17 protein-coding genes and 3 pseudogenes are annotated in these 19,196 nt (G+C 74.6%); 10 read left to right on the top strand and 10 right to left on the bottom strand.

The genetic code is table 11. The features are described from left to right. The first annotated feature begins 141 nt into the window (after positions 1-141). From KUM32_RS29525 to KUM32_RS29515, 3 genes are all read left to right on the top strand, one after another. Positions 142-834, top strand: coding sequence for a hypothetical protein (locus KUM32_RS29525; RefSeq protein WP_217145032.1), 693 nt, complete (start codon positions 142-144; stop codon positions 832-834). Between the two features lie 151 nt (positions 835-985). Beyond that, positions 986-2,323: an aminotransferase class I/II-fold pyridoxal phosphate-dependent enzyme gene (locus tag KUM32_RS29520; RefSeq protein ID WP_217145031.1), complete on the top strand. Its 1,338-nt coding sequence runs from the start codon at positions 986-988 to the stop codon at positions 2,321-2,323. Beyond that, positions 2,320-3,387: an MBL fold metallo-hydrolase gene (locus KUM32_RS29515; protein WP_217145030.1), complete on the top strand. Its 1,068-nt coding sequence runs from the start codon at positions 2,320-2,322 to the stop codon at positions 3,385-3,387. Before KUM32_RS29520 ends, KUM32_RS29515 begins: the two co-directional genes overlap by 4 nt. A 401-nt stretch (positions 3,388-3,788) precedes the next feature. Here KUM32_RS29515 and KUM32_RS29510 read toward each other — a convergent pair whose 3' ends face one another. Next, positions 3,789-4,415 (bottom strand): DedA family protein, encoded by a 627-nt coding sequence (locus tag KUM32_RS29510; RefSeq protein WP_217145029.1) that lies wholly within the window; start codon positions 4,413-4,415, stop codon positions 3,789-3,791. Continuing rightward, complete coding sequence (locus KUM32_RS29505; RefSeq protein WP_217145028.1) at positions 4,412-5,185, bottom strand: MBL fold metallo-hydrolase; 774 nt, start codon at positions 5,183-5,185, stop codon at positions 4,412-4,414. Before KUM32_RS29505 ends, KUM32_RS29510 begins: the two co-directional genes overlap by 4 nt. 83 nt (positions 5,186-5,268) lie before the next feature. Between KUM32_RS29505 and KUM32_RS29500 the strand changes: the two genes are divergently transcribed. The 4 genes from KUM32_RS29500 to KUM32_RS29485 all read left to right on the top strand — a co-directional run bounded on the left by KUM32_RS29500 (position 5,269) and on the right by KUM32_RS29485 (position 9,954). Next, the gene (locus KUM32_RS29500; protein ID WP_217145027.1) at positions 5,269-5,670 is read left to right on the top strand and encodes a hypothetical protein; all 402 of its coding nucleotides are present in this window, start codon (positions 5,269-5,271) and stop codon (positions 5,668-5,670) included. A 105-nt stretch (positions 5,671-5,775) separates the two neighbouring features. Next, complete coding sequence (locus KUM32_RS29495; RefSeq protein ID WP_217145026.1) at positions 5,776-7,920, top strand: alkaline phosphatase family protein; 2,145 nt, start codon at positions 5,776-5,778, stop codon at positions 7,918-7,920. An 84-nt stretch (positions 7,921-8,004) separates the two neighbouring features. Further along, positions 8,005-9,438 carry an amino acid permease gene (locus tag KUM32_RS29490; RefSeq protein WP_217145025.1) on the top strand — a complete coding sequence of 478 codons (1,434 nt, stop codon included), beginning with the start codon at positions 8,005-8,007 and terminating at the stop codon, positions 9,436-9,438. A gap of 90 nt (positions 9,439-9,528) precedes the next feature. Continuing rightward, positions 9,529-9,954 (top strand): OsmC family protein, encoded by a 426-nt coding sequence (locus tag KUM32_RS29485; RefSeq protein ID WP_217145024.1) that lies wholly within the window; start codon positions 9,529-9,531, stop codon positions 9,952-9,954. Between the two features lie 34 nt (positions 9,955-9,988). Here the strand turns inward: KUM32_RS29485 and KUM32_RS29480 are convergent. From KUM32_RS29480 to KUM32_RS29455, 7 genes and pseudogenes are all read right to left on the bottom strand, one after another. Next, positions 9,989-10,346 (bottom strand): annotated as a pseudogene (locus KUM32_RS29480) (respiratory nitrate reductase subunit gamma). Positions 10,347-10,366: 20 nt separating this feature from the next. After that, positions 10,367-10,861, bottom strand: coding sequence for a nitrate reductase molybdenum cofactor assembly chaperone (gene narJ / locus KUM32_RS29475; RefSeq protein ID WP_217145023.1), 495 nt, complete (start codon positions 10,859-10,861; stop codon positions 10,367-10,369). Continuing rightward, positions 10,861-11,291 (bottom strand): annotated as a pseudogene (gene narY, locus KUM32_RS29470) (nitrate reductase subunit beta); the annotation flags it as partial. The gene narJ and the pseudogene narY, both read right to left, overlap by 1 nt. After that, positions 11,266-11,452 (bottom strand): annotated as a pseudogene (locus KUM32_RS43960) (hypothetical protein); the annotation flags it as partial. The pseudogenes narY and KUM32_RS43960, both read right to left, overlap by 26 nt. A 423-nt stretch (positions 11,453-11,875) precedes the next feature. Further along, positions 11,876-12,691 (bottom strand): SAM-dependent methyltransferase, encoded by an 816-nt coding sequence (locus tag KUM32_RS29465; RefSeq protein ID WP_217145022.1) that lies wholly within the window; start codon positions 12,689-12,691, stop codon positions 11,876-11,878. 97 nt (positions 12,692-12,788) lie between these two features. Beyond that, entirely contained in the window at positions 12,789-13,652 is an 864-nt protein-coding gene (locus tag KUM32_RS29460; RefSeq protein WP_217145021.1) for a helix-turn-helix transcriptional regulator, read from the bottom strand. A gap of 99 nt (positions 13,653-13,751) precedes the next feature. Further along, on the bottom strand, positions 13,752-14,567 hold the full coding sequence (locus KUM32_RS29455; RefSeq protein WP_217145020.1) for a helix-turn-helix domain-containing protein: 816 nt from the start codon (positions 14,565-14,567) through the stop codon (positions 13,752-13,754). A gap of 121 nt (positions 14,568-14,688) precedes the next feature. Between KUM32_RS29455 and KUM32_RS29450 the strand changes: the two genes are divergently transcribed. The 3 genes from KUM32_RS29450 to KUM32_RS29440 all read left to right on the top strand — a co-directional run bounded on the left by KUM32_RS29450 (position 14,689) and on the right by KUM32_RS29440 (position 16,290). Next, positions 14,689-14,994 (top strand): 4a-hydroxytetrahydrobiopterin dehydratase, encoded by a 306-nt coding sequence (locus tag KUM32_RS29450; RefSeq protein WP_217145019.1) that lies wholly within the window; start codon positions 14,689-14,691, stop codon positions 14,992-14,994. Positions 14,995-14,999: 5 nt separating this feature from the next. Then, complete coding sequence (locus tag KUM32_RS29445) at positions 15,000-15,773, top strand: class I SAM-dependent methyltransferase (protein ID WP_217145018.1); 774 nt, start codon at positions 15,000-15,002, stop codon at positions 15,771-15,773. Positions 15,774-15,888: 115 nt separating this feature from the next. Continuing rightward, positions 15,889-16,290 (top strand): hypothetical protein, encoded by a 402-nt coding sequence (locus KUM32_RS29440; protein ID WP_374227564.1) that lies wholly within the window; start codon positions 15,889-15,891, stop codon positions 16,288-16,290. Positions 16,291-16,387: 97 nt separating this feature from the next. On the opposite strand, the gene KUM32_RS29435 is transcribed toward KUM32_RS29440, so the two are convergent. Next, positions 16,388-19,030, bottom strand: coding sequence for a cellulose binding domain-containing protein (locus KUM32_RS29435; RefSeq protein ID WP_217145017.1), 2,643 nt, complete (start codon positions 19,028-19,030; stop codon positions 16,388-16,390). Positions 19,031-19,196: the final 166 nt, after the last annotated feature.

The raw sequence follows: 19,196 nt of genomic DNA, 5'->3' as shown, positions 1-19,196 counted from the left end.
GCACCCGGCCCTCACCCGCTCGGGCGCCCCGTTCGTACGAACGGCGCACGGCGGCGCGCGTCCTCGTGCCGGGCGGGCTGTGATGGCTGCGGGGGCGCGAGTGCCGTGCCCCCGCAGCCGTCGCTCGAAGGAGCCCGCCCCATGCGCCGCACCGCCCGCGCCCTGTCCGTCGCCGTCCTGGCCAGTGCCGCCCTCGGTGTCGTCGCGGGGCCCGGGGCGGCCGACCCCGGAGTCCCACCCCCCGCCGGCGCCGGCGAACCCGCCCCGGAGGCAGGGCCGGGCGGTGCCGGGCCGGCCGGTGCCGGCACGGACGGCAACGGCACGGTGCCCTGCGCCCCGGGCGGCGGGACCGCGCCCGGGACGCACCACGGCACCTCGCAGCCCCTCGACGAGGGCGACGACGCGACGACCGCGCGTATACCCCCCGTCGAAGGCTTCGAGGGCTTCGAGGAGGACGAGGACCCGGAGGCTGCGGTGGGCCCGGAGGACGCCTGGACCGCCGACGGCGCCAACGGCCCCTGCTCGTCGGTATCCGGCGACGAGGGCGGTGGACGGGGGGCGACGGCGACCGGACCGGGGCAGGGCGACAGCGCCGCGGCACCCTGCCCCGAACCCGCCGCTCCGCACCGCGACAGCGCCACGGCCCGCGGTACGTCCTGCGCGACCAAGCCGCCCGGCGCCACCGTGGACCACGGCGTGCGGGCCGGCACGGGCGGGTCCTTCACCGACTCGGTTCCCGCCCTGATCACCGGTGGCGTACTGATCGCGGGCGCGTGCGGCGCGGCCGCGCACCGGCTGCGGCTCCGGCTGCGCGGGGAGGACGGGGACCACTGATCCGCGGTCGCCGGTTCGCGGACGCACCGCGCGAACAGGGCCCCGGCCATGACCGGGCGGCACGGTGGGTACCTGGAGCAACAGCCGAGGAGGGAGCCCACGGCCCGACGGCGCAACAGGACACGGCATCACGGACCGCGCGGAGGTACGCATGCGGCGGACGGACTCCGAAGGCCACGCCCCCGAAGGCCATGCCCCCGCAGGCCATCTCCCCGCAGGCCATCTCCCCGAAGGCCGTCCCCCCGCAGGCCATGACCCCGTAGGGCACGGCCCCGTCCGCTACGGCCCGCACCTCCCCGACGACGGGCTGCCGGTGCTGCCCGAGCTGGCCGCCGTACTCGCCGCCGCCGCGGACCGCGCCCACGAAGAACCGGTCGGCGGCGGCCCCGCCCTCCTGGACGCCGCCTGCGCGTACTGGGACCGGCGCGGCCTGCCCACCCAGCCCGGCCACGTGGCCGCCGCCCCCGGCGCCAACGCCCTGCTGCTCGCGCTCACCGCCGCGCTCGACGGCGACGTCCTGGTGCCGCGCCCCTGCGCCGCCTGGTGGGCGCCGTACGCCCGCCTGCTGGGCAGGCCCGTCTTCCACGTCCCGACCCCGGCCGAGTCCGGCGGCGTCCCCGACCCGTACGCCCTCCTGGAGACCGTCCGCCGGGTCCGCGCCGAGGGCGGCGACCCCCGGCTGCTCGTGCTGTCCGTCGCCGACGACCCCACGGGCACCGTCGCGCCGCCCGAGCTGCTGCACGAGACCCTCGAGGCCGCCGCCGGCGAGGGCCTGCTGCTGGTCAGCGACGAGACCTGGCGCGACACCCTGCACGACCCGCACGCCACCGTGCTGCTCAGCCCCGCCGAGATGCTGCCCGAACGGGTCACCGTCGTCACCGACCTGGCCGGCGCGCTGCTGCCGCCCGGCTGGCCGGCCGCCGTCGCCCGTTTCCCCGCGTCCGCCGCCGGGGACGGCCTGCAGGCGCGCGTGCTCGACGTGCTCACCGCGCTCGGCGCCCGCGTCGCCGCGCCCGTCGCCGCGGCGGCCGGCTACGCGCTGGCCGAACCCGAGCCGGTCACCGCCCGTCGTTCCGCCGCCGTGCGCCTGCACGCGCGCGTGGCCGCCGCCGTGCACACCACCGTCGTCGCGGCGGGCGCCACCGCCCGCCCCCCGCAGGCCGGCCGCCACCTGTACGCCGACCTCGAACCGCTGCGCGACGCGCTCGGCGCCCAGGGAGTCGGCGACGCCCAGGAACTGGAGGAGTTCCTCGCCGCCCGGCTCGGCATGCCCGCACCGGGCGGCCACCGCTTCGGCGACGACCTTCAGGCGCTGCGCGTCCGGCTCTCCACCGGTCCTGTGGTGGGTGGCGGTACCGTCGGGCAGCGCGCGGCATGCCTCACGTCCCCCAACCCGTTGGAACTGCCACACGTGCAACGCGCGTTGATCGGGCTGAAGTCCGTCTTCGACGATCTCCGCGACGCTCAGCGATGGGAGCCCCCTCGATGACGCACCAGCCCCGTTCGACCACGAGCACGCCCACGACCGTCCAGGACGGGGACTGCGGCGCCCCGGCGGCCACGTCGCCCGCCACGGCCCCGTTCCCGCCGCTGGCCGACCCCCGGCCGCCGGGCGAGCACCGGGTGTGGCCACGGGCCTTCCACGACCGGCTGACCGCCCCGCTGCCCGGCCTGAGGGCCTTCGCCAGATTCGCCCGCGAAGGCGCGGTGAGACCCGGTCGTGAGGGCCTCGCCGACATCCCCCGGCTGCCGTACGCCCCCGGTCCGCTGCCCCGCGTGGACGCCGGCACGGTCGCCGTCACCTGGGCGGGACACGCCAGCTGGGTGGTGCACATAGGCGGGCTCACCGTGCTCACCGACCCCGTCTGGTCCCGCAGGATCCTCGGCACCCCAGCCCGCGTCACTCCCGTCGGCGTCCCCTGGAGCGCGCTGCCGCGCGTCGACGCCGTCGTCATCAGCCACAACCACTACGACCACCTGGACGCCCCCACCCTGCGCCGGCTCCCGCGCGACACGCCCGTCTTCGTCCCGGCCGGGCTCGGCCGCTGGTTCCACCGCCGCCGTTTCACCCGGGTCACCGAGCTGGACTGGTGGGAGGCCGCCGAACTGGGCGGGGTCCGTTTCGACTTCGTACCGGCCCACCACTGGTCCAAGCGCAGCCTCACCGACACCTGCCGGACCCTGTGGGGCGGCTGGGTCCTCACCGACCCCCACGGCCACCGCGTGTACTTCGCCGGGGACACCGGGTACGGGCACTGGTTCACCCGCATCGGCCGCCGCTACCCCGGCATCGACCTGGCGCTGCTGCCCATCGGAGCCTACGAACCCCGCTGGTGGCTGAGCGACGTGCACTGCGATCCGGAGGAGGCGGTGCGGGCCGCCCAGGACGTCGGAGCCCGCCGGATGGCGCCGATGCACTGGGGCACGTTCGTCCTGTCGGCGGAGCCGGTCCTGGAACCGCTGATCCGCGTACGCACGGCCTGGCAGCGGGCGGGCCTGTCCCGGGAGGACCTGTGGGACCTCCCGGTCGGCGGCTCCCGCGTACTGGACTGACCCCGGCCCCGGGCTCCTGCGCCCCGCCCGGCGACCCCCATGGGCCCGACGGCCTCGCGTCAGCCCCGCGGCCCTGGCAGGCAGGCCCCCGCCTCCCCCGGTGCTCCGTCGGGGGAGGGCACGCGTCGGTCCCGGGTCCGCCCGGCCTTCGTACCGTCCGGAGCCACCGTCACCCGGTGCCCGTCCCGTCGCCGGGCGACTCCCCGTGGGTTTGGCGGCCTCGGGCAGGCCGATGCGGCCCTGGCAGGCGGGCCCCGTCGTCCCCGGTGCTCCGTCGGGGGAGGGCACGCGTCGGTCCCGGGTCCGCCCGGCCCTTCGTACCGCCCGGAGCCACGGTCACCCGGATGCCCCGCCCCGCCCGGAGCCACCGTCACCCGGGTGCCCCGCCCGCCCGGCAGGGCCTACGCCTTCGCCGGGCCCCGTAGGCGCCGCCACACGGTGGGCGCCCCGCTGAGCAGTACGGTCAGTGCGATCGCCGCGGCCACGCCCTCCCACGGCCTGCTGAACAGCGAGCCGCTCAGTATCCCGATCAGCTGGTACGTCACCGCCCACGCCAGGCAGGCCGGGAGGTTGCCCCGGGCGAAGCGGCGCAGCGGCCACTCGGCGAGCAGACAGGCCAGCATCACCGGTATGCGCCCCGCCGGCACCAGCCGGGAGAGCACGAGCACGGCGACATCGTGCTCGGTGAGCTTGCGCTGCGCCTGCGCCAGCCGGTCCTCGGGCGCCCGGGACCGGATCGCCTCCAGCCAGCGCGAGCCGTTCTTCGAACCGACCCCGCGCCGCCCCAGCCAGTACAGCGCGATGTCCCCGCAGAAGGCGGCCAGCGCCGCCGTCACGAACACCATCAGCAGGGCGAACGGCAACGTCTGGTGCATCGCCACCACCGCCGCCGAACTCACCAGCGCCCCCGTCGGCACCACCGGCACCAGCGCCCCGATCAGCACCAGCAGGAACAGCGACGGATAGCCGAACGCCTGCTGCGTCGGCTCCGTCGGAATACTCGTCGCGGCGGCGCCCAGCCAGCTCACCGCGCGACCTCCACCCGCACGCTCTCGCCGTGCCCCAGCCGGTGCACCGCCACCCCCGGCGCGCGCAGCGCCGACAGGCGCACGAACTCGTCACCCGGCGTGTGGAACTCGTGGGGGCGCACGGCGTCCATCCCGATCGGCCAGTACGTGCCGTAGTGCACCGGCACCGCCGTGCGCGGCGCCAACCGGGCCACCGCCTCGGCCGCCCGCCCCGCGTCCAGGTGCTCCGCGCCCAGGTACGGCCCCCAGCCGCCGACCGGCAGCAGGGCCGCGTCGACCGGCCCGACCTCCTTCTCCATGCCGTCGAAGAGGCCGGTGTCCCCGGCGAAGTAGGTCCGTGCCTCACCGTGGACGACATAGCCGAGCGCGGGGGAGCGGTGCGGTCCGAGCGGCAGCCGCCGCCCGTCGTGCCGAGCCGGCACCGCCCGTATGAGCAGGTCCCCGACGAGCGTCTCGTCGCCGGGCGACACCTCGCTCACCTCCAGGTGCCCGAGCCGGCGAAACCCCGGCACCGCCCGTCGTGCGCCCCGGGGCACGAGGAGGCGCGTGCCCGGCGCGAGCCGCGCGAGCGACGGCACGTGCAGGTGGTCGGCGTGCAGGTGGGACACCAGCGCCACGTCCGCGCGCCACGCGTCCGGCGGCGGCACCGCGCCCCGCCTGCGGCGCAGATGGGCGAGCCTGCGGACGAACAGAGGGTCGGTGAGCACGCGGATGTCCGAGTCCTCGACCGTGCAGGTGGCGTGACCCCACCACGTGAGCTCCACCGGCACCCCTTTGCCTCCTTCGCGCGACTCCCCGCAGCCTACGTCCAGGAGTAGGGTCGGCGGCGAAAACGGGAGGTGAGGGGGACCCCATGGGGCCGGTGCGGGTGACGGCGATCGCGAGTCTGACGCCGCTGGAGCAGCTGGACGACGACCCCTTCCTGGTCGACTCCCGCAGCCAGCACGCCATGTGCGCCCGCTGGGCCGAGGAGCACGGCTACGTCGTCGCCCGGGAACTGCTGGTCCGCGGTCTGCGGCCCGACCACGACGCCCTCTGGGACGGCGTCCGCCCGGGGCGCGACCTGTTCGTGGCGCCCAGTCGGCGCGTGCTGGAGAGCGCGCTGTCGTCCGTGGCGGATTTCACAGCCGAGTGCGTGCGGCGCGGCGTCCGCGTCGAGACGGTCGGCCGTGCGGAACCGTCCTACGACGCCCGGATGAAGGCGTGCGTGCACCGCAGGCTGTCGATGCCGACGGCGGGGTACGACGGCCGCTGACCCCACCGCGCGGTGTGAAGGGGACCCGGGGGGACAAACAGGCGCTCCGGAGCGTTGTGACAGGGTGGGGGAGGCCCGCGCGGACGACGGGCCGGGACGTGAGGTGTGCGGAGCGTGGGTGGAGGGGGTTGGCGCCGGGTCGCCAGTCAGGTCGGGCGGAGTGTCACGGTGTGGGCCGTCTCCACCCTCACCATGCTCGTGCTCGCCGGGATCCTGCCGGACTTCCGGCTCCAGTCCCCGGACGGCGACAGTGCCACGGACATCGCCGTCACCGCCGCGGTCGGCGCCGGCGCCTTCGGCCTGCTGTCGGCCCTGGCCTGGCCGCTGCTGGTCCGCCTGCTGCTCCTGGTGCCCGCGCTCGTCCTCGGACTGCTGGTCTTCTTCCTCAACGGCGGGCTGCTGCTCCTCGCGATCGACGTGAACCCGGCCGGGCGCGGCGGCGTCGCCCCGGAGACGGCGGTCGTGGTCGCCGCGGTGATGTCCGCGGTCGCCTCGGCCACCGGTGGCGCCCTGGCCGTGCGGGACGACGACGCCTACCGGCGCCGGCTCCACCGCCTCGCCGACCGCCGACGCAGACAGGGCCCGCCCTGTGCGCCCGGCCCCGGCACCGTCTTCCTGCAACTGGACGGCGTGGGCCACGACGTCCTGCGGGACGCCGTCGACAGCGGCGCCATGCCCACCGTCGCCCGCTGGCTCGGCCGCGACGGCAGCCCCGCGACCCACCGGCTCGCCCCGTGGCGCACCGACTGGTCCAGCCAGACCGGCGCCAGCCAGCTCGGCATCCTGCACGGCAGCAACCACGACGTCCCGGCGTTCCGCTGGTACGAGAAGGACAGCGGCGAGGTCGTGGTCTGCAACCGGCCCACCAGCGCCGCCGAGCTCCAGCACCGCGCCGTCCGGCGCACCGGCGACGGCGGACTGCTCAGTCTCGACGGCGCCAGCCGCGGCAACCTCTTCAGCGGCGGCGCCGACGAACAGGCCCTCGTCCTGTCCATCGCCACGCGCCGCCGCAGCCGGGAGACCCGGTCCCGGTCCGGTTACTTCGCCTACTTCTCCGACCCGGCCAACGCCGTCCGCACCGCGATGTCCTTCGTCGCCGAGGTGTGCCGGGAGGTCGGCCAGTCCACCCGCGCCCGCCTCCACAAGGTCCGCCCGCGCGTCTCCCGCGGCGGCCTCTACCCCTTCGTCCGCGCCTTCGCGACCGTCGTCGAACGGGATGTCGTCGTGGCCGCCGTGATGGGCGACATGCTCGCCGGACGCACCGCCGTCTACGCCGACCTGGTGGCGTACGACGAGGTGGCGCACCACTCCGGGCCGGGCAGCCGGGACGCCGCGAAGGTCCTCCAGCGGCTCGACCGGTGCCTCGCGCTGATCGAGAAGGTCGCCGACCACGCGCCCCGCGCGTACCGGATCGTCGTCCTGTCCGACCACGGCCAGAGCCCGGGCGAGACCTTCCGCGCCCGCTACGGCCTCACCCTCGGCGACCTGGTGCGGGCCGGCTGCGGACTGCCCGTGCCGCGCCGCGCGCAGCGCACCCACAGCGGCGCGGAGGCCCGCAACGCCGTACGGGCCGCCCTGCACCGGCCCGTCGAGGAGGGCGCCGGACAGCAGCGCCCGGCCGACACCCCCGCCGGACGCCGCTCGGAGCCGGTCGTGCTGGCCTCCGGCAACCTCGGCCTGGTCTCGTTCCCGGACGTGCCGCACCGGATGAGCAGGGAGGAGATCGACGCCCGCCACCCCGCCCTGCTGCCGACCCTCGCCAACCACCCCGGCATCGGGTTCCTGCTGGTCCGCAGCGAGGAACACGGCGGTGTCGTGCTCGGTGCGCGCGGCGCCGAGACACCCCTGGACCGGCTCGACGAGGATCCCGGACCGCTCGCCCCCTTCGGCCCCGGAGCCGCCGACGCCGTCCGCCGCACCCACTCCTTCCCGCACACCGCCGACATCATGGTCAACTCCTTCCACGACCCGGCCGACGGCGAGGTCCTCGCCTTCGAGGAGCAGATCGGCTCCCACGGCGGACTCGGCGGCGCCCAGTCGCGCGCCTTCCTGCTGTCGCCGCTCACCCTCTCCGCACCGGTCGTCGAGGGGGCGGAGATCGTCGGCGCCGAGCACGTCCACCGGGTCCTGCGCCGCTGGCTGCGCGAGTCGAACGGCCCGCAGGTACCCCTGGACGATTCCCGGCCCACGACCGTCGGAAGTGCACCTTTTCCCGTCGCGGACGGGGTCGTGCAGGACAAAAGCGCCTGATTTGGAGCCGTGCCGGGCCGTGCCCGACCATGGGCGCCGTCCCGGCGATCCCGGGCACCAGTTCCACGAGAGGCGCACCACCCCATGCACGTCACCGGGACCGTCCCCCCACCGGCTCCGGCCCCGCAGGAGTCCCCCGCGGCCCCCGGCACCGCTCCCGCCCCCGGCACCAGCAGGCACGCCCGGCGCTTCGGGCTGCCCGTCGCCACCGCCCTGGTCATGGGCAACATCATCGGCGGCGGCATCTTCCTCCTCCCGGCCTCGGTCGCCCCGTTCGGCACCGTCAGCCTGCTCGCCTTCGGTGTCCTGACCGTCGGTGCCATCGCGCTCGCCCTGGTCTTCGGCCGCCTCGCCGCCCGCGACCCGCGCACCGGCGGCCCCTACGTCTACGCCCGCGAGGCCTTCGGTGACTTCGCCGGCTTCCTCGCCGCCTGGGCGTACTGGATCACCACCTGGGTCTCCAACGCGGCGCTCGCCGTGGCCGCCGTCGGCTACCTCGACGTCCTGATCCCGGTGAACGACCACCGCTGGACCGCCTGCCTCGCCGCGCTCGTGATCCAGTGGCTGCCCGCGCTCGCCAACTTCGCCGGCACCCGCTACGTGGGCGCCGTCCAGCTGGTGTCCACCGTGCTGAAGTTCGCGCCGCTGCTGCTGGTCGCGGTCGGCGGGCTGTTCTTCTTCGACCCGGACAACCTCGGCCCGTTCAACGCGAGCGGCGGCAGCGGGATCGGCGCGGTCTCCGCCGCCGCGGCGATCCTGCTCTTCTCCTACCTCGGCGTGGAGTCCGCCGCCGTCAGCGCCGGCGAGGTCAGGGACCCACGGCGCACGGTCGGCCGGGCCACGGTCATCGGCACCGCGGGCGCCGCCCTCGTCTACCTGCTGGGCACCCTGTCCGTGTTCGGTACCGTCGCCCACGACCGCCTGGTCACCTCGACCGCGCCCTTCTCCGACGCCGTGAACGCCATGTTCGGCGGTGCCTGGGGCGGCTGGGTCGTCGCGCTGGCCGCCCTGGTGTCGATGACCGGCTGCCTCAACGGCTGGACGCTGCTCAGCGCCCAGACCCCGTACGCGGCGGCGAAGGACGGCCTCTTCCCGGCCGCGTTCGCCCGCAGGCGGCGCGGCGTGCCGACGGTGGGCGTCGCCGTCACCGTCGTCCTCGCCTCCCTGCTCACCGTCTACAACTTCACGTCCGGCTCGGCGAAGGTCTTCGAGATCCTCGTCCTCGTCACCACCTTCACCGCGACCGTTCCCTACCTGCTGGCCACCGCCGCGCAGATCTTCCACCTGGTCTCCGGGCAGGGTGAGAAGGTCGACCGGGCGCGGCTGGTGCGGGACGGTGTGATCGCGGCGGTCGCGGCCGGGTTCTCGCTGTGGCTCGTCGCGGGCGCCGGGTACGCGGCGGTCTACCAGGGCGTGCTGTTCCTCTTCGCCGGTGTGCTGGTCTACGCGGTGATGGCGGCCCGCAGGCGGCGCGTGGACGGACCCGTTCCCGGCCCGGGGGCCGGTTCTTCCGGGTGAGCCGGGCCGGAGTGTGATCGTATGGGGGCGGGAGCCCGGACACGGGCTCCCACCACCCGAGTACAGCAAGCGAATTCGAGAGGACCCGCCGTGGCAACCACGCGCTCCGCACACACCGTCTGGGAAGGCAACCTGCTCGAGGGCAACGGTGTCGTCACCTTCGACTCGTCCGGTATCGGCGAGCAGCCGGTGTCGTGGCCGTCGCGCGCCGAGAAGGCGAACGGGAAGACCAGCCCGGAAGAGCTGATCGCCGCCGCCCACTCCAGCTGCTTCTCCATGGCACTGTCGCACGGCCTGGCCGGCGCCGGCACCCCGCCCACCAGGCTCACCACCTCCGCCGACGTCACCTTCCAGCCCGGTGAGGGCATCACCGGCATCCACCTCACCGTGGTGGGCACCGTCCCCGGCCTCGACAACGACGCGTTCGTCGCCGCCGCCGAGGACGCCAAGAAGAACTGCCCGGTCAGCCAGGCCCTGACCGGCACGACGATCACCCTCACGGCGAAGCTGGCCTAGTGCTCCAGCCGCGGTGGAGTGCCGGCCGAAAGGTCTAGGAGCCCGCGCGCTCCCAGCCCGCCCGGTCCGGGCGCGGCCCCAGCTGTCTGGGGCCGCGCGACCGGTACACCCCGTAGGGCCGGGTCAGGTTCGGCACCGGCGCACTGGACATGCGCACCAGCCGGGTGTACGGCACCAGGGCGATCAGTAGCATCCCCACCACCGTGTGCACCTGGTACAGCACCGGCACCCCGACCGTCGGCTCCGTCTTCGGCGTAGTGGAACACGGGCGAGGCGATGTTCAGCAGCCTCGACTCGTGGATCTGCGAGGACCGGGTGGTCCAGCCGAACCGGTCGTAGCGGTGGCTCCGGACCGGGCCGGCGACGAGCAGGGCGGCCGCGGCGTAGGGCAGGGCGCCCTACAGGAAGACGGTCACGGGCGGTCTCCGGTGGGTGCGGGCGGCAGCGTGGCGCACACGGCGTCCAGGACGCGGGCGTAGGGCGTGCCGAAGGCGGTGAGCCGGGAGCGGAGCTGGTCCAGGGCGGCCCGGTGCTCGGTGAGCATGCCGGTGTCGCCGGTGCGGGAGACGAACTCCAGCACCGCCGGCAGGAAGTCCGGCAGCTCCTCACCGGTGAACTCCAGGCCGTGCGCGCGGTACAGCTCCTTGAAGCGGACCAGGGACATGCCCCGCCGCCGGGTGTCCCCGTCGGTCCACCAGCTCAGGTACAGGCTGTGCCGGTTCCTGAAGTCGAAGACCTCCACGTAGTGCGCCTGGAGCTCGCCCTGCGGGGTCACGGCCGCGTGGTCGGTGAAGGCGCGCAGCTGCGGCGCGGCCTCGCGCAGCAGGGGCAGCCGGGCGCGGAAGTCGTCGTCGGGGTAGGTCAGGCAGAGCGCCGCCGCCTGGTACAGCACCTGGAATCCGGGCATCAGACGTCCCTCTCGTCGTCCGCGGTCCGCCGCCGGCGCAGGACGTGGAAGTTCTCCACCGGCACCAGCGGCAGCCTCCTGCGGCCCGAGTCCTGCCCGAAGGGGCCGTCGCCGCCCATGCCGGGGCGGCCGTCGGGATCACGTACCGTTCCTCGTACTTGGCGATCGCCGGCGGCCGGTACATGCCCTCGATCTCCTCGGGTCGCATGCCGGCGCCCGCGCAGACGGCCGGGTCGGGGTTCTCACCCAGGTTGGCCGAGCGCATGCGGGAGCGCATCGCCGCGAGCTTCTCCAGCGACGCCCGCACCGGGCCCGTGTCGCCCGCCGTGAACACCTCCGCCAGGTACTCCAGCGGGATGCGCAGCGTGTCGATGGCGCCGAAGAGGTTGTCCGCGTCCTCGCCGTCGTGCCCGGGTCGAGGTTCCGCCTCCCCCGGTCGGCCTCGTTCCAGCGGAAGCCGACCGAGCCGTTGGGGACCACCGCGCGGCCCGTCGCCTCGTCCAGCACGACCGTCTTCCAGCGCGCGTCCTCGCCCTCCTGGCCCAGATCGGCCGCGCGCAGGAACTTCGCCGGGACGTACGCCCCGTCCCTGGCGCGGCGGTGCCGGGCCGGAAGAACCGCCCCGCGCGCAGCGGCGCCGCGCCCGGCTCGGCGGGCGGTGTCCGTGTGTCGGTCACGTGCCGCTCCCTTGCTCGCCCTGGTCTCCGAACCTAGGGGCGGGCGCGGGAGCGCACCCGTTCGCGGCGCCCGTACGGGTCAGCGGCCGGTCGGCCGCGCACGCGTCGGACGTCACCCGGCCGTGGCGCCCCGGGACCGGTGACCGTGACCGTGCCCGGCCGACGGGGGCGGCTGGGGCGGTGGCGTACCAGGAACCTCGGCATACCGGTGCGCCGCCTCGGCATACCGGTGCGCCGGCCGGGTGGCAGGGGTGCGGCTACGGGCGGGGCGCTGATGCGGACGCTCCGGCGGGCGCCGCGGGAGTGCCGGGTGCCGGTCGTCCGGTCGGCACCCGTGTCAGGGCTTGCGCGCCACCCCCGCGTACACCGGCACGATGCCCTCCGCCTGGGCCGCCACGTCCTCCGGCTCCGGCCGCCACCCGGTGACGGGGATGACGCCCGGGCCCAGCAGCTCCAGTCCGTCGAAGAAGCGCGAGAACTCACCGAGCGAGCGCGGGTGGAACGGCGTGCCGCTGCGGGCGAACAGACCGGCGGCCTTGCCCACCGCCTCGGGGTTCAGATCGGGCGTGACCTGGGACAGAATCAGGTAGCTGCCCGGCGCGAGGGCGTCCAGGTACCGCTTGAGCAGGCCGTGCACGTCGTCGCCGTCGACCGCGTCGCCGAGGTAGTGGGTCAGGGCCACCAGCGACAGGGCGACGGGCTTGCCGAAGTCGAGGGACTCGCCCGCCAGCCCGAGGATCCGCTCCGGATCCCGGACGTCCGCGTGGACGTAGTCGGTGGTACCCTCCGCCGAGCCGTGCAGCAGCGCCTCGGCGTGCCGGAGGACGATCGGGTCGTTGTCGGCGTAGACGACCCGCGCCTCGGGGGCCACGGCCTGGGCGACCTGGTGCAGGTTCGGCTCGGTCGGGATGCCGGTGCCGACGTCGAGGAACTGGCGGATCCCGGCCTCGGCGACGGTACGGACGGCCCGGTGCATGAACCTGCGGTTGGCACGCGCCCCGCGGACCGCGGTGCTGTCCGCGGCGAGGATCCTGCGGGCGAGTTCCTCGTCCACCGGGTAGTTGTCCTTGCCGCCCAGCCACCAGTCGTAGACACGGGCCGGGTGCGGCCGGCTGGTGTCGATGGGCGCGGGGGTGGCGTCGGATCCGGTCATGCGGTGTCGTCTCCTCGGAGCCTGGTGTGTCGGAGCCTGGTGTGTCGGGGCCCGGTGGGTCGGGCCCGGCGTGCCGGGTACGGGCGGGGGCACCGGGTCAGTAGTCCTCGCGGTACTCGCGCAGGATCTTCTCGGTGCGCTGGGTCGAGGCGGCGCGCGCGGTCATGTGGTCCAGGACCTCCAGGTGCGCGGAGACCTCCGTGCGGGAGTCCAGGTACAGGGCGCCGGTCAGGTACTCGGTGAAGACCATGTCGGGCAGCTCCGGCTCCGCGAACCGGAACAGCGTGAACGGCGCGTACGTCCCGGGGTGCGGCCCGTCCTCGAACTCGGCGACCTGGAGCGTCACCCGGTCCCTGGTCGCGAACTCCAGTAGCCTGTCCAGCTGTTCGCGCATCACCCGGCCGTGGACGCTCACCGGGCGCCGCAGCACCGTCTCGTCCATCACCACCCACAGGTGGGGCGGGTCCGCCCGCTCCAGCAGCCGCTGCCGCTCCATGCGCAGGGACACGTGCCGCTCGACCGCGTCCGGACCCGCGCTGCCGATCGTCCCGGCCTCCAGGACCGCGCGCGCGTAGTCCTCGGTCTGCAGCAGCCCCGGGACGAAGTGCGGCTCGTAGGAGCGGACGATCCGGGCGGCGCCCTCCAGGCTCACGTACAGGCTGAACCAGTCCGGCAGCACGTCGTGGTACCGCTGCCACCAGCCCGGCTCGTTCGCCTCCTCGGCCAGCGCGACGAACGCCGAGACCTCGTCCTCGGGCACGCCGTAGGCCGTCAGCAGGACCTGGACGTACGGTATCTTCAGCGCGACCTCGGCCGTCTCCATGCGCCGCACGGTCGCCTGGGCCACCCGGAGCACCTTGGCGGCCTCCTCGCGTCTGAGGCCCGCCCGCTCCCGCAGCTCCTGCAACCGCCTGCCCAGGACCACCTGGCCCACGGTGGGTGCGGCCCGCCGTTCACTCACGCCACGCCTCCCCAACGCGCCCAAGTCTGCCCGCAGTCTGCCATGTTCCCCTGTCGGTCTCACAGGGGGCGGCCGGACCCCGGACCCCGCCACCCCGCGTCACGGCAGCTGCGTGTGCAGGTACTTGACCGTCGCCGGGTCGGCCGGCAGCAGCGTCTCGATGGCCAGCTCGGCCACGGTCACGTCCATCGGGGTGTTGAAGGTGGAGATGGAGGAGATGAACGACAGGACCCGGCCCTCGTGTTCGATCTGCATCGGCAGCGCGAAGTACGGCACCGGTTCGTCCGGCTCGGCGCCCGCCGCGTCGTCCGGCACCGGATAGCCGGCCACCTCCTCGTACAGCGCCCGCAGCGGTTCCGAGCGGTGCAGCGCGATCTGCCGCTCCATCTGCTCCAGCAGATGCCCGCGCCACTCGCGCAGATTGCGGATGCGCGGCGCCAGACCCTCCGGGTGCAGGGTCAGCCGCATCGCGTTCAGCGGCGGCTCCAGCAGGTGCTCCGACACGCCGTCCATCAGCATCAGGATGCCCCGGTTGGCGGCCAGCACCTGGTACGTCGCGTCGACGACCAGCGCGGGATAGGGCTCGTAGCCCCGGATCAGCCGCTCCATGCCCGCGCGCAGGGCGTCCAGCGCCGGGTCGTCCAGCGGCGTCTCCGGGTAGTGCGGGGCGTAACCGGCCGCGAGCAGCAGCGTGTTGCGTTCCCTTACGGGGACGTCCAGGTGCTCGGCGAGCCGCAGCACCATCTCCTCGCTCGGACGGGAGCGGCCCGTCTCGACGAAGCTGATGTGCCGGGCGGAGGAGCCGGCGCGCAGCGCCAGCTCCAGCTGGCTGACCCGCCGCCGCTCCCGCCAGGCCCGCAGCAGCGGACCCACGCCCTGGGCGGTGGGGACGGCAGTGGACATGGGTGCGGTCATACGCCGAACGGTAGTCGACGGCCGGCCCCGGCGGGCCCGGCCCGCGTTCCCGCCCAGGGCCCCGGCGGCCGTGCTGTGGCAGGCTGAGAGGGACCCGCCACCCAGGTAAGGAGCGCAGTCCATGCCCGTCGAACCGCTGACGCAGAAGGAGATCGAGGAGCGGCTGTCCGAGCTGCCGGGCTGGTCCCTCGACGCCGGTCGTCTCACCCGCTCCTACCGCCTCGGCTCGCACTTCGCGGCGACCGCCATGGTCGTCCACATCGCCCAGGTGCAGGACGAGCTCGACCATCACTCCGATCTGACCCTCGGCTACGACACGGTCGCCCTGGCCGTGCACACGCACAGCGCGGGCGGCGCCGTCACCGAGAAGGACGTGGAGCTCGCCCGCAGGGTGGAGGACCTGGCGGCAGGCCACGGGGCACACTGAAGGGCGTGCTGGACTACGACAAGGAAGCGGAACGGTACGACGCCTCCCGCGGCGGTGAACCCCGGGCCGAGGCCGCCGCGCGGGCCGTACTGAGCCTCGTGCCGCACCAGGCGCGCAGCCTGCTCGACGTGGCCTGCGGCACCGGCATCGTCACCCGGCGGCTCGCGGCCGGACGGGACGCCCTGCGCGTGACCGGCGCCGACCTCACCCCCGCCATGGCCCGGCGTGCCGCCGCCCGGCTGCCCGGCGCCGTCGTGCTGGCGGACAGCCGCCGACTGCCCTTCGCCGACGGGGAGTTCGACGCCGTCAGCAGCGTGTGGCTGCTGCACCTGGCCGGCAGCGCCGAGAACGCGCGGGCGATCGTCGGCGAGTGCGCCCGCGTGCTGCGGCCCGGCGGGGTGTACGTGACCACGGTCGACAAGGGCGCCTCGCACAACGTGGGCAGCGACATCGACGCCGTCCTCGCCTCCCGCCCGCCCAGCACGGCCCACGACGCCGCCGACCTCGTCGCGTCGTACGCCCGCGCGCACGGCCTGGTCCCGGCCGGCCGGGCCCGCTTCACCGGCCGGGGCCAGGGCCGCAGCCCCCGCCGAACCATCGCCGACCTGCGACGCGGCTGGTTCGTCACGCTGCCGCCGGGCGACCCGCTCGCGGAGGACTTCGCCACCCGGCTCGCCGCCCTGCCGGACCAGGACCGGCCCCGCCCCGACCCGGTGTTCACGCTGAGGGCGTTCAGGAAGCCGGTGGCGGCGCCCCGGTCGGCGGCGTCCACGGCGTGACCTGCGGGGATCTCCTCACGGAGCGCCCCGGAGGGGCTACTGAAGTTGATCAGCGTGTGGCATATTGATCCGCGCATGCCAGGGATACGGAGTCCCCGGCCAGGGGAGGAACAGCGTGAAGACCCGGAGAACCGCGATCCGAGCACTCGTCACCGGCGCCTGCGCGGTCGGTCTGGCCGTCGGCCTGCAGGGCCAGGCCTGGGCGGGGACGGTGACCATCTACGCCCCCAACGGCGCGGGCAGCGCCACCTGGAACGCGGACCCGTCCGGCTCCATCCCCGGCGACGCCATCCGGGCCTGCGACACCAAGTCGGACGGCTGGGGCATCGAAACCGCCCTCGACTACAACTACGACGGTGTCATCGACCGGCGGGTCGACACCCGCGGCCACACCGCCGGTTACTGCAGTCCCTGGAAGGGCGGTGACCTCACCGAGGGCAAGACCGTCCGTATGTACGTGACTCCCGTCAGCGGGGGCAGCTACGGGCCCTCGACGTACATCGACGTCGTCGCCTGACCGACCGCACAGGGCGACGTCCCCGGAACCTGCCGGTCCGGGGACGTCGCGCGTGCGGGGCCACAGCAGCCCCCGCCGACGCGGCCTGTGGCGTCGGTCAGCCGATCGAGCAGCTCCGGCCTCCCACCGCGAACGCCACCGGCTCCGCGTTCGTCCCCGACCACTCGCCCGTGAAGCCGAAGCCCACCGACGAACCGGGGGCCACGGTGCCGTTCCAGCCGGCGTTCCTGGCGGTCACCGAGGTGCCCGACCGGGTGTGGTCGGCGTTCCACATCCGGGTCACCTTCTGGCCGTTCGCGAAGGGCCAGGTGAGGGCCCAGCCGTTCCAGGGGGACGTGCCGGTGTTGGTGAGGCGGACGTCCGCCTGGAAGCCGCCCGACCACTGGTGGGTGATCGTGTACGTCACCTCGCAGGCGCCCGCGGGAGTCGGGCCTTCGCCGCCGTCGCCGCCCGCCGTGTCGCCGTAGACGACGCCGCGCCCGTTGGTCGCCACGTACACCCGCCCGTACACCCGCGGGTCACCGGTGATGGCGGCACCCGTCCAACCCCACTGGTGGGCGTCGTCGTTGACGCGGGTCCAGCTCGCTCCCCGGTCGGTGGACCGGAAGATGCCGCGGACGCCGCCGATCTCGGCGCTGGTGTAGAGGGTCTGGTAGGAGGCGTCCGGGGCCGCCTTGCCGAAGCCGACGGTGTCGGCCGCCCCGACGTTCGGGAGCTTGGCGAAGGTCGCGCCGCCGTCCGTCGAGTGCCACAGGCCGTACGGGCCGTCTGCCGCCCCGCCGGCCAGCCAGATGTCGCCCTTGCCGCCCGGCAGCGCCTTGAAGCGGACGCTGTCACCGGCGGGCAGGCCGCTCGCCGCCGACGCGGTGAAGGTCGCGCCGCCGTCGGTACTGACGTAGAACTTCCCGGACTTGAAACCGTAGAAGGTCTTCGGGTCGACCCGGTCGGACTCGACGACCGCGCCCGCCGGGATGCCGCTGGAAGCCTTCCAGCTGGTGCCGAAGCCCGTCGTGTAGTGCACTCCGGTGCCCTGCGGGCTCCACACGAAGCGGCTGCCGTCCGCGCCCGCCGCGACCGTGCCGCCGCCGCTCACCCCGGCGGGGTCGCTCCCGCCGGACCAGTTGGCGCCGTTGTCCGTGGAGAAGGCGATGTGCGGGCCCGCGTCGAGGTTGCCGGCCCGCACGACCGTGTCCGGGTTCGCCTCCGCGAAGTCCAGGCTGGTGGTGGAGGTGAAGTTCGGGGAGGTGTACATCATCGACGGGACCTCGGTCAGGCTCGTGTGCCGGAAGCCGCCGATGTCCCCCAGCGCGCTGAGCAGCGGGGCACCGGACGGGGGAGAGGCCAGGTCGTTCACCGCCGTCTCCTCCAGGCCCCGCACCATCGGGGTGATGGCGAACGTGCCGCCGTCGTCCCAGTTCGTGAGGTTCTCGGTACCGTAGATCGTCGCGCCGGTCCCGTACATCATCCGGTCCGGGTCGAACGGGTCGATCTCCAGCGACTCCGTCATCCAGCCCAGCTTCGGGGACTGCTCGGGCGGGGAGGGCCGCGCGCCCCAGGTCAGCCACGGGGACGACGAGACGTCCATCGTGTAGCGGTTCTCGCGGGCGGGGTACGACGTGTAGCTCCACGCCTGCGTCCACGTCGCGCCGCTGTCCGTCGAGCGGAAGATCTGCGTGTCCGGCCACCAGGAGCTGTACGCCGTCGCCATCACCGTGCCGGGGTTCTGCCGGTCGACGGTCAGGCCGCTGAACCCGTAGTAGGTGTCCGCCTCCGCGACCGGGCTGATGTCGGTCCAGGCGCCCGTCGCCGTCGCGTACCGGTACAGCCGGCCCTTGCCGCCGTCGTACGGGCCGCCGGTGTCGCTGTAGGCGAGGTAGAGGTGGCCGTTCTCCGCGTCCAGCACGCCCTTGTGGGCCAGGTACCCCGTCGGCTGCCCGGCGATCCGCTGCCAGGTCGCGCCGGCGTCCGTCGAGCGGTAGACGGCGTTCTCCTTGTCGGCCACCCCGACGTAGATCGTCTTCGTGGCCGCACCCGCGGTGCCCGTCGACTCGTCGAAGGTGACCCAGGTGATGCCCTGGTTGTCGGAGGCGTAACCGCTCGTGTCGCTCGGGTCCTGCGCGTAGTCGCCGGGGTTCGGGAAGGCCGTCACCTCGGACCAGGTCACGCCCGCGTCGGTCGACCGCCACAGGCCCTTGCCGCTGGGCGCGCCCAGGTACAGCACGTCGTTGTCGTGCGGGTCGACGGCCAGGCGCTCGCCCATGCCGCGGCCCGGCATGTTGCCGCCCAGCTTGAACGGCAGATCGGCCTTCTCCCAGCTCGCGCCCCGGTCGGCGGAGCGCAGCACCGCGCCGTTGCCCGGGTCCCAGTCGTTGGTGTACGTGCCGACCGCCGCGTACACCCGGTCCGGGGCGACGGAGTCGGAGGCGATGCTGACCACACCCGTGTGCCCCCAGTCGTCCCAGCCGACGTGGTCGAGCAGGGGCGTCCAGGTGTGGGACGACTCCTGCCAGCGGTAGGCGCCGCCGATGTCGGTACGGGCGTAGGCGAGGTCCCGCTCGGCGCGGTTGAAGACGATGCCGGGGACGAAGCCGCCACCGTCGATGCGGGCGTTCTTCCAGGTGTAGGTGTCGGCGGCGACGGCCGTCTCCGGCGTCTCGGCGGCCAGCACGGCGGGCGGGCTGCCCGCGAGGAGGCCGGCCGCGAGGGCCAGCACGGCGGTGAGGATCCGGGTTCTTCGCACGGTGGGGAACCGTCCTTCCGGCCAGGGGTGAGGAGGGGGACGTGCGAGGACCGGGCGGCCCTCGGCGTGGGTGGGGGCCGCCCGGTCGGGTGGTCTCGTCGTCCGGTGACGAGACCGGGCACGCGGAGCTGTCAAGCGCCCTGAAGGGGTGCGGGGAACTGCGCGG

Source organism: Streptomyces sp. AC627_RSS907, assembly GCF_019049165.1.
This window is presented reverse-complemented; position numbering and strand designations above follow the sequence as displayed.

Coding starts and splice junctions, on each gene's coding strand:
- KUM32_RS29525 (WP_217145032.1), top strand. CDS start 142: ATGCGCCGCACCGCCCGCGCCCTGTCCGTCGCCGTCCTGGCCAGTGCC.
- KUM32_RS29520 (WP_217145031.1), top strand. CDS start 986: ATGCGGCGGACGGACTCCGAAGGCCACGCCCCCGAAGGCCATGCCCCC.
- KUM32_RS29515 (WP_217145030.1), top strand. CDS start 2,320: ATGACGCACCAGCCCCGTTCGACCACGAGCACGCCCACGACCGTCCAG.
- KUM32_RS29500 (WP_217145027.1), top strand. CDS start 5,269: ATGGGGCCGGTGCGGGTGACGGCGATCGCGAGTCTGACGCCGCTGGAG.
- KUM32_RS29490 (WP_217145025.1), top strand. CDS start 8,005: ATGCACGTCACCGGGACCGTCCCCCCACCGGCTCCGGCCCCGCAGGAG.
- narJ (WP_217145023.1), bottom strand. CDS start 10,861: ATGCCCGGATTCCAGGTGCTGTACCAGGCGGCGGCGCTCTGCCTGACC.
- KUM32_RS29465 (WP_217145022.1), bottom strand. CDS start 12,691: ATGACCGGATCCGACGCCACCCCCGCGCCCATCGACACCAGCCGGCCG.
- KUM32_RS29455 (WP_217145020.1), bottom strand. CDS start 14,567: ATGACCGCACCCATGTCCACTGCCGTCCCCACCGCCCAGGGCGTGGGT.
- KUM32_RS29450 (WP_217145019.1), top strand. CDS start 14,689: ATGCCCGTCGAACCGCTGACGCAGAAGGAGATCGAGGAGCGGCTGTCC.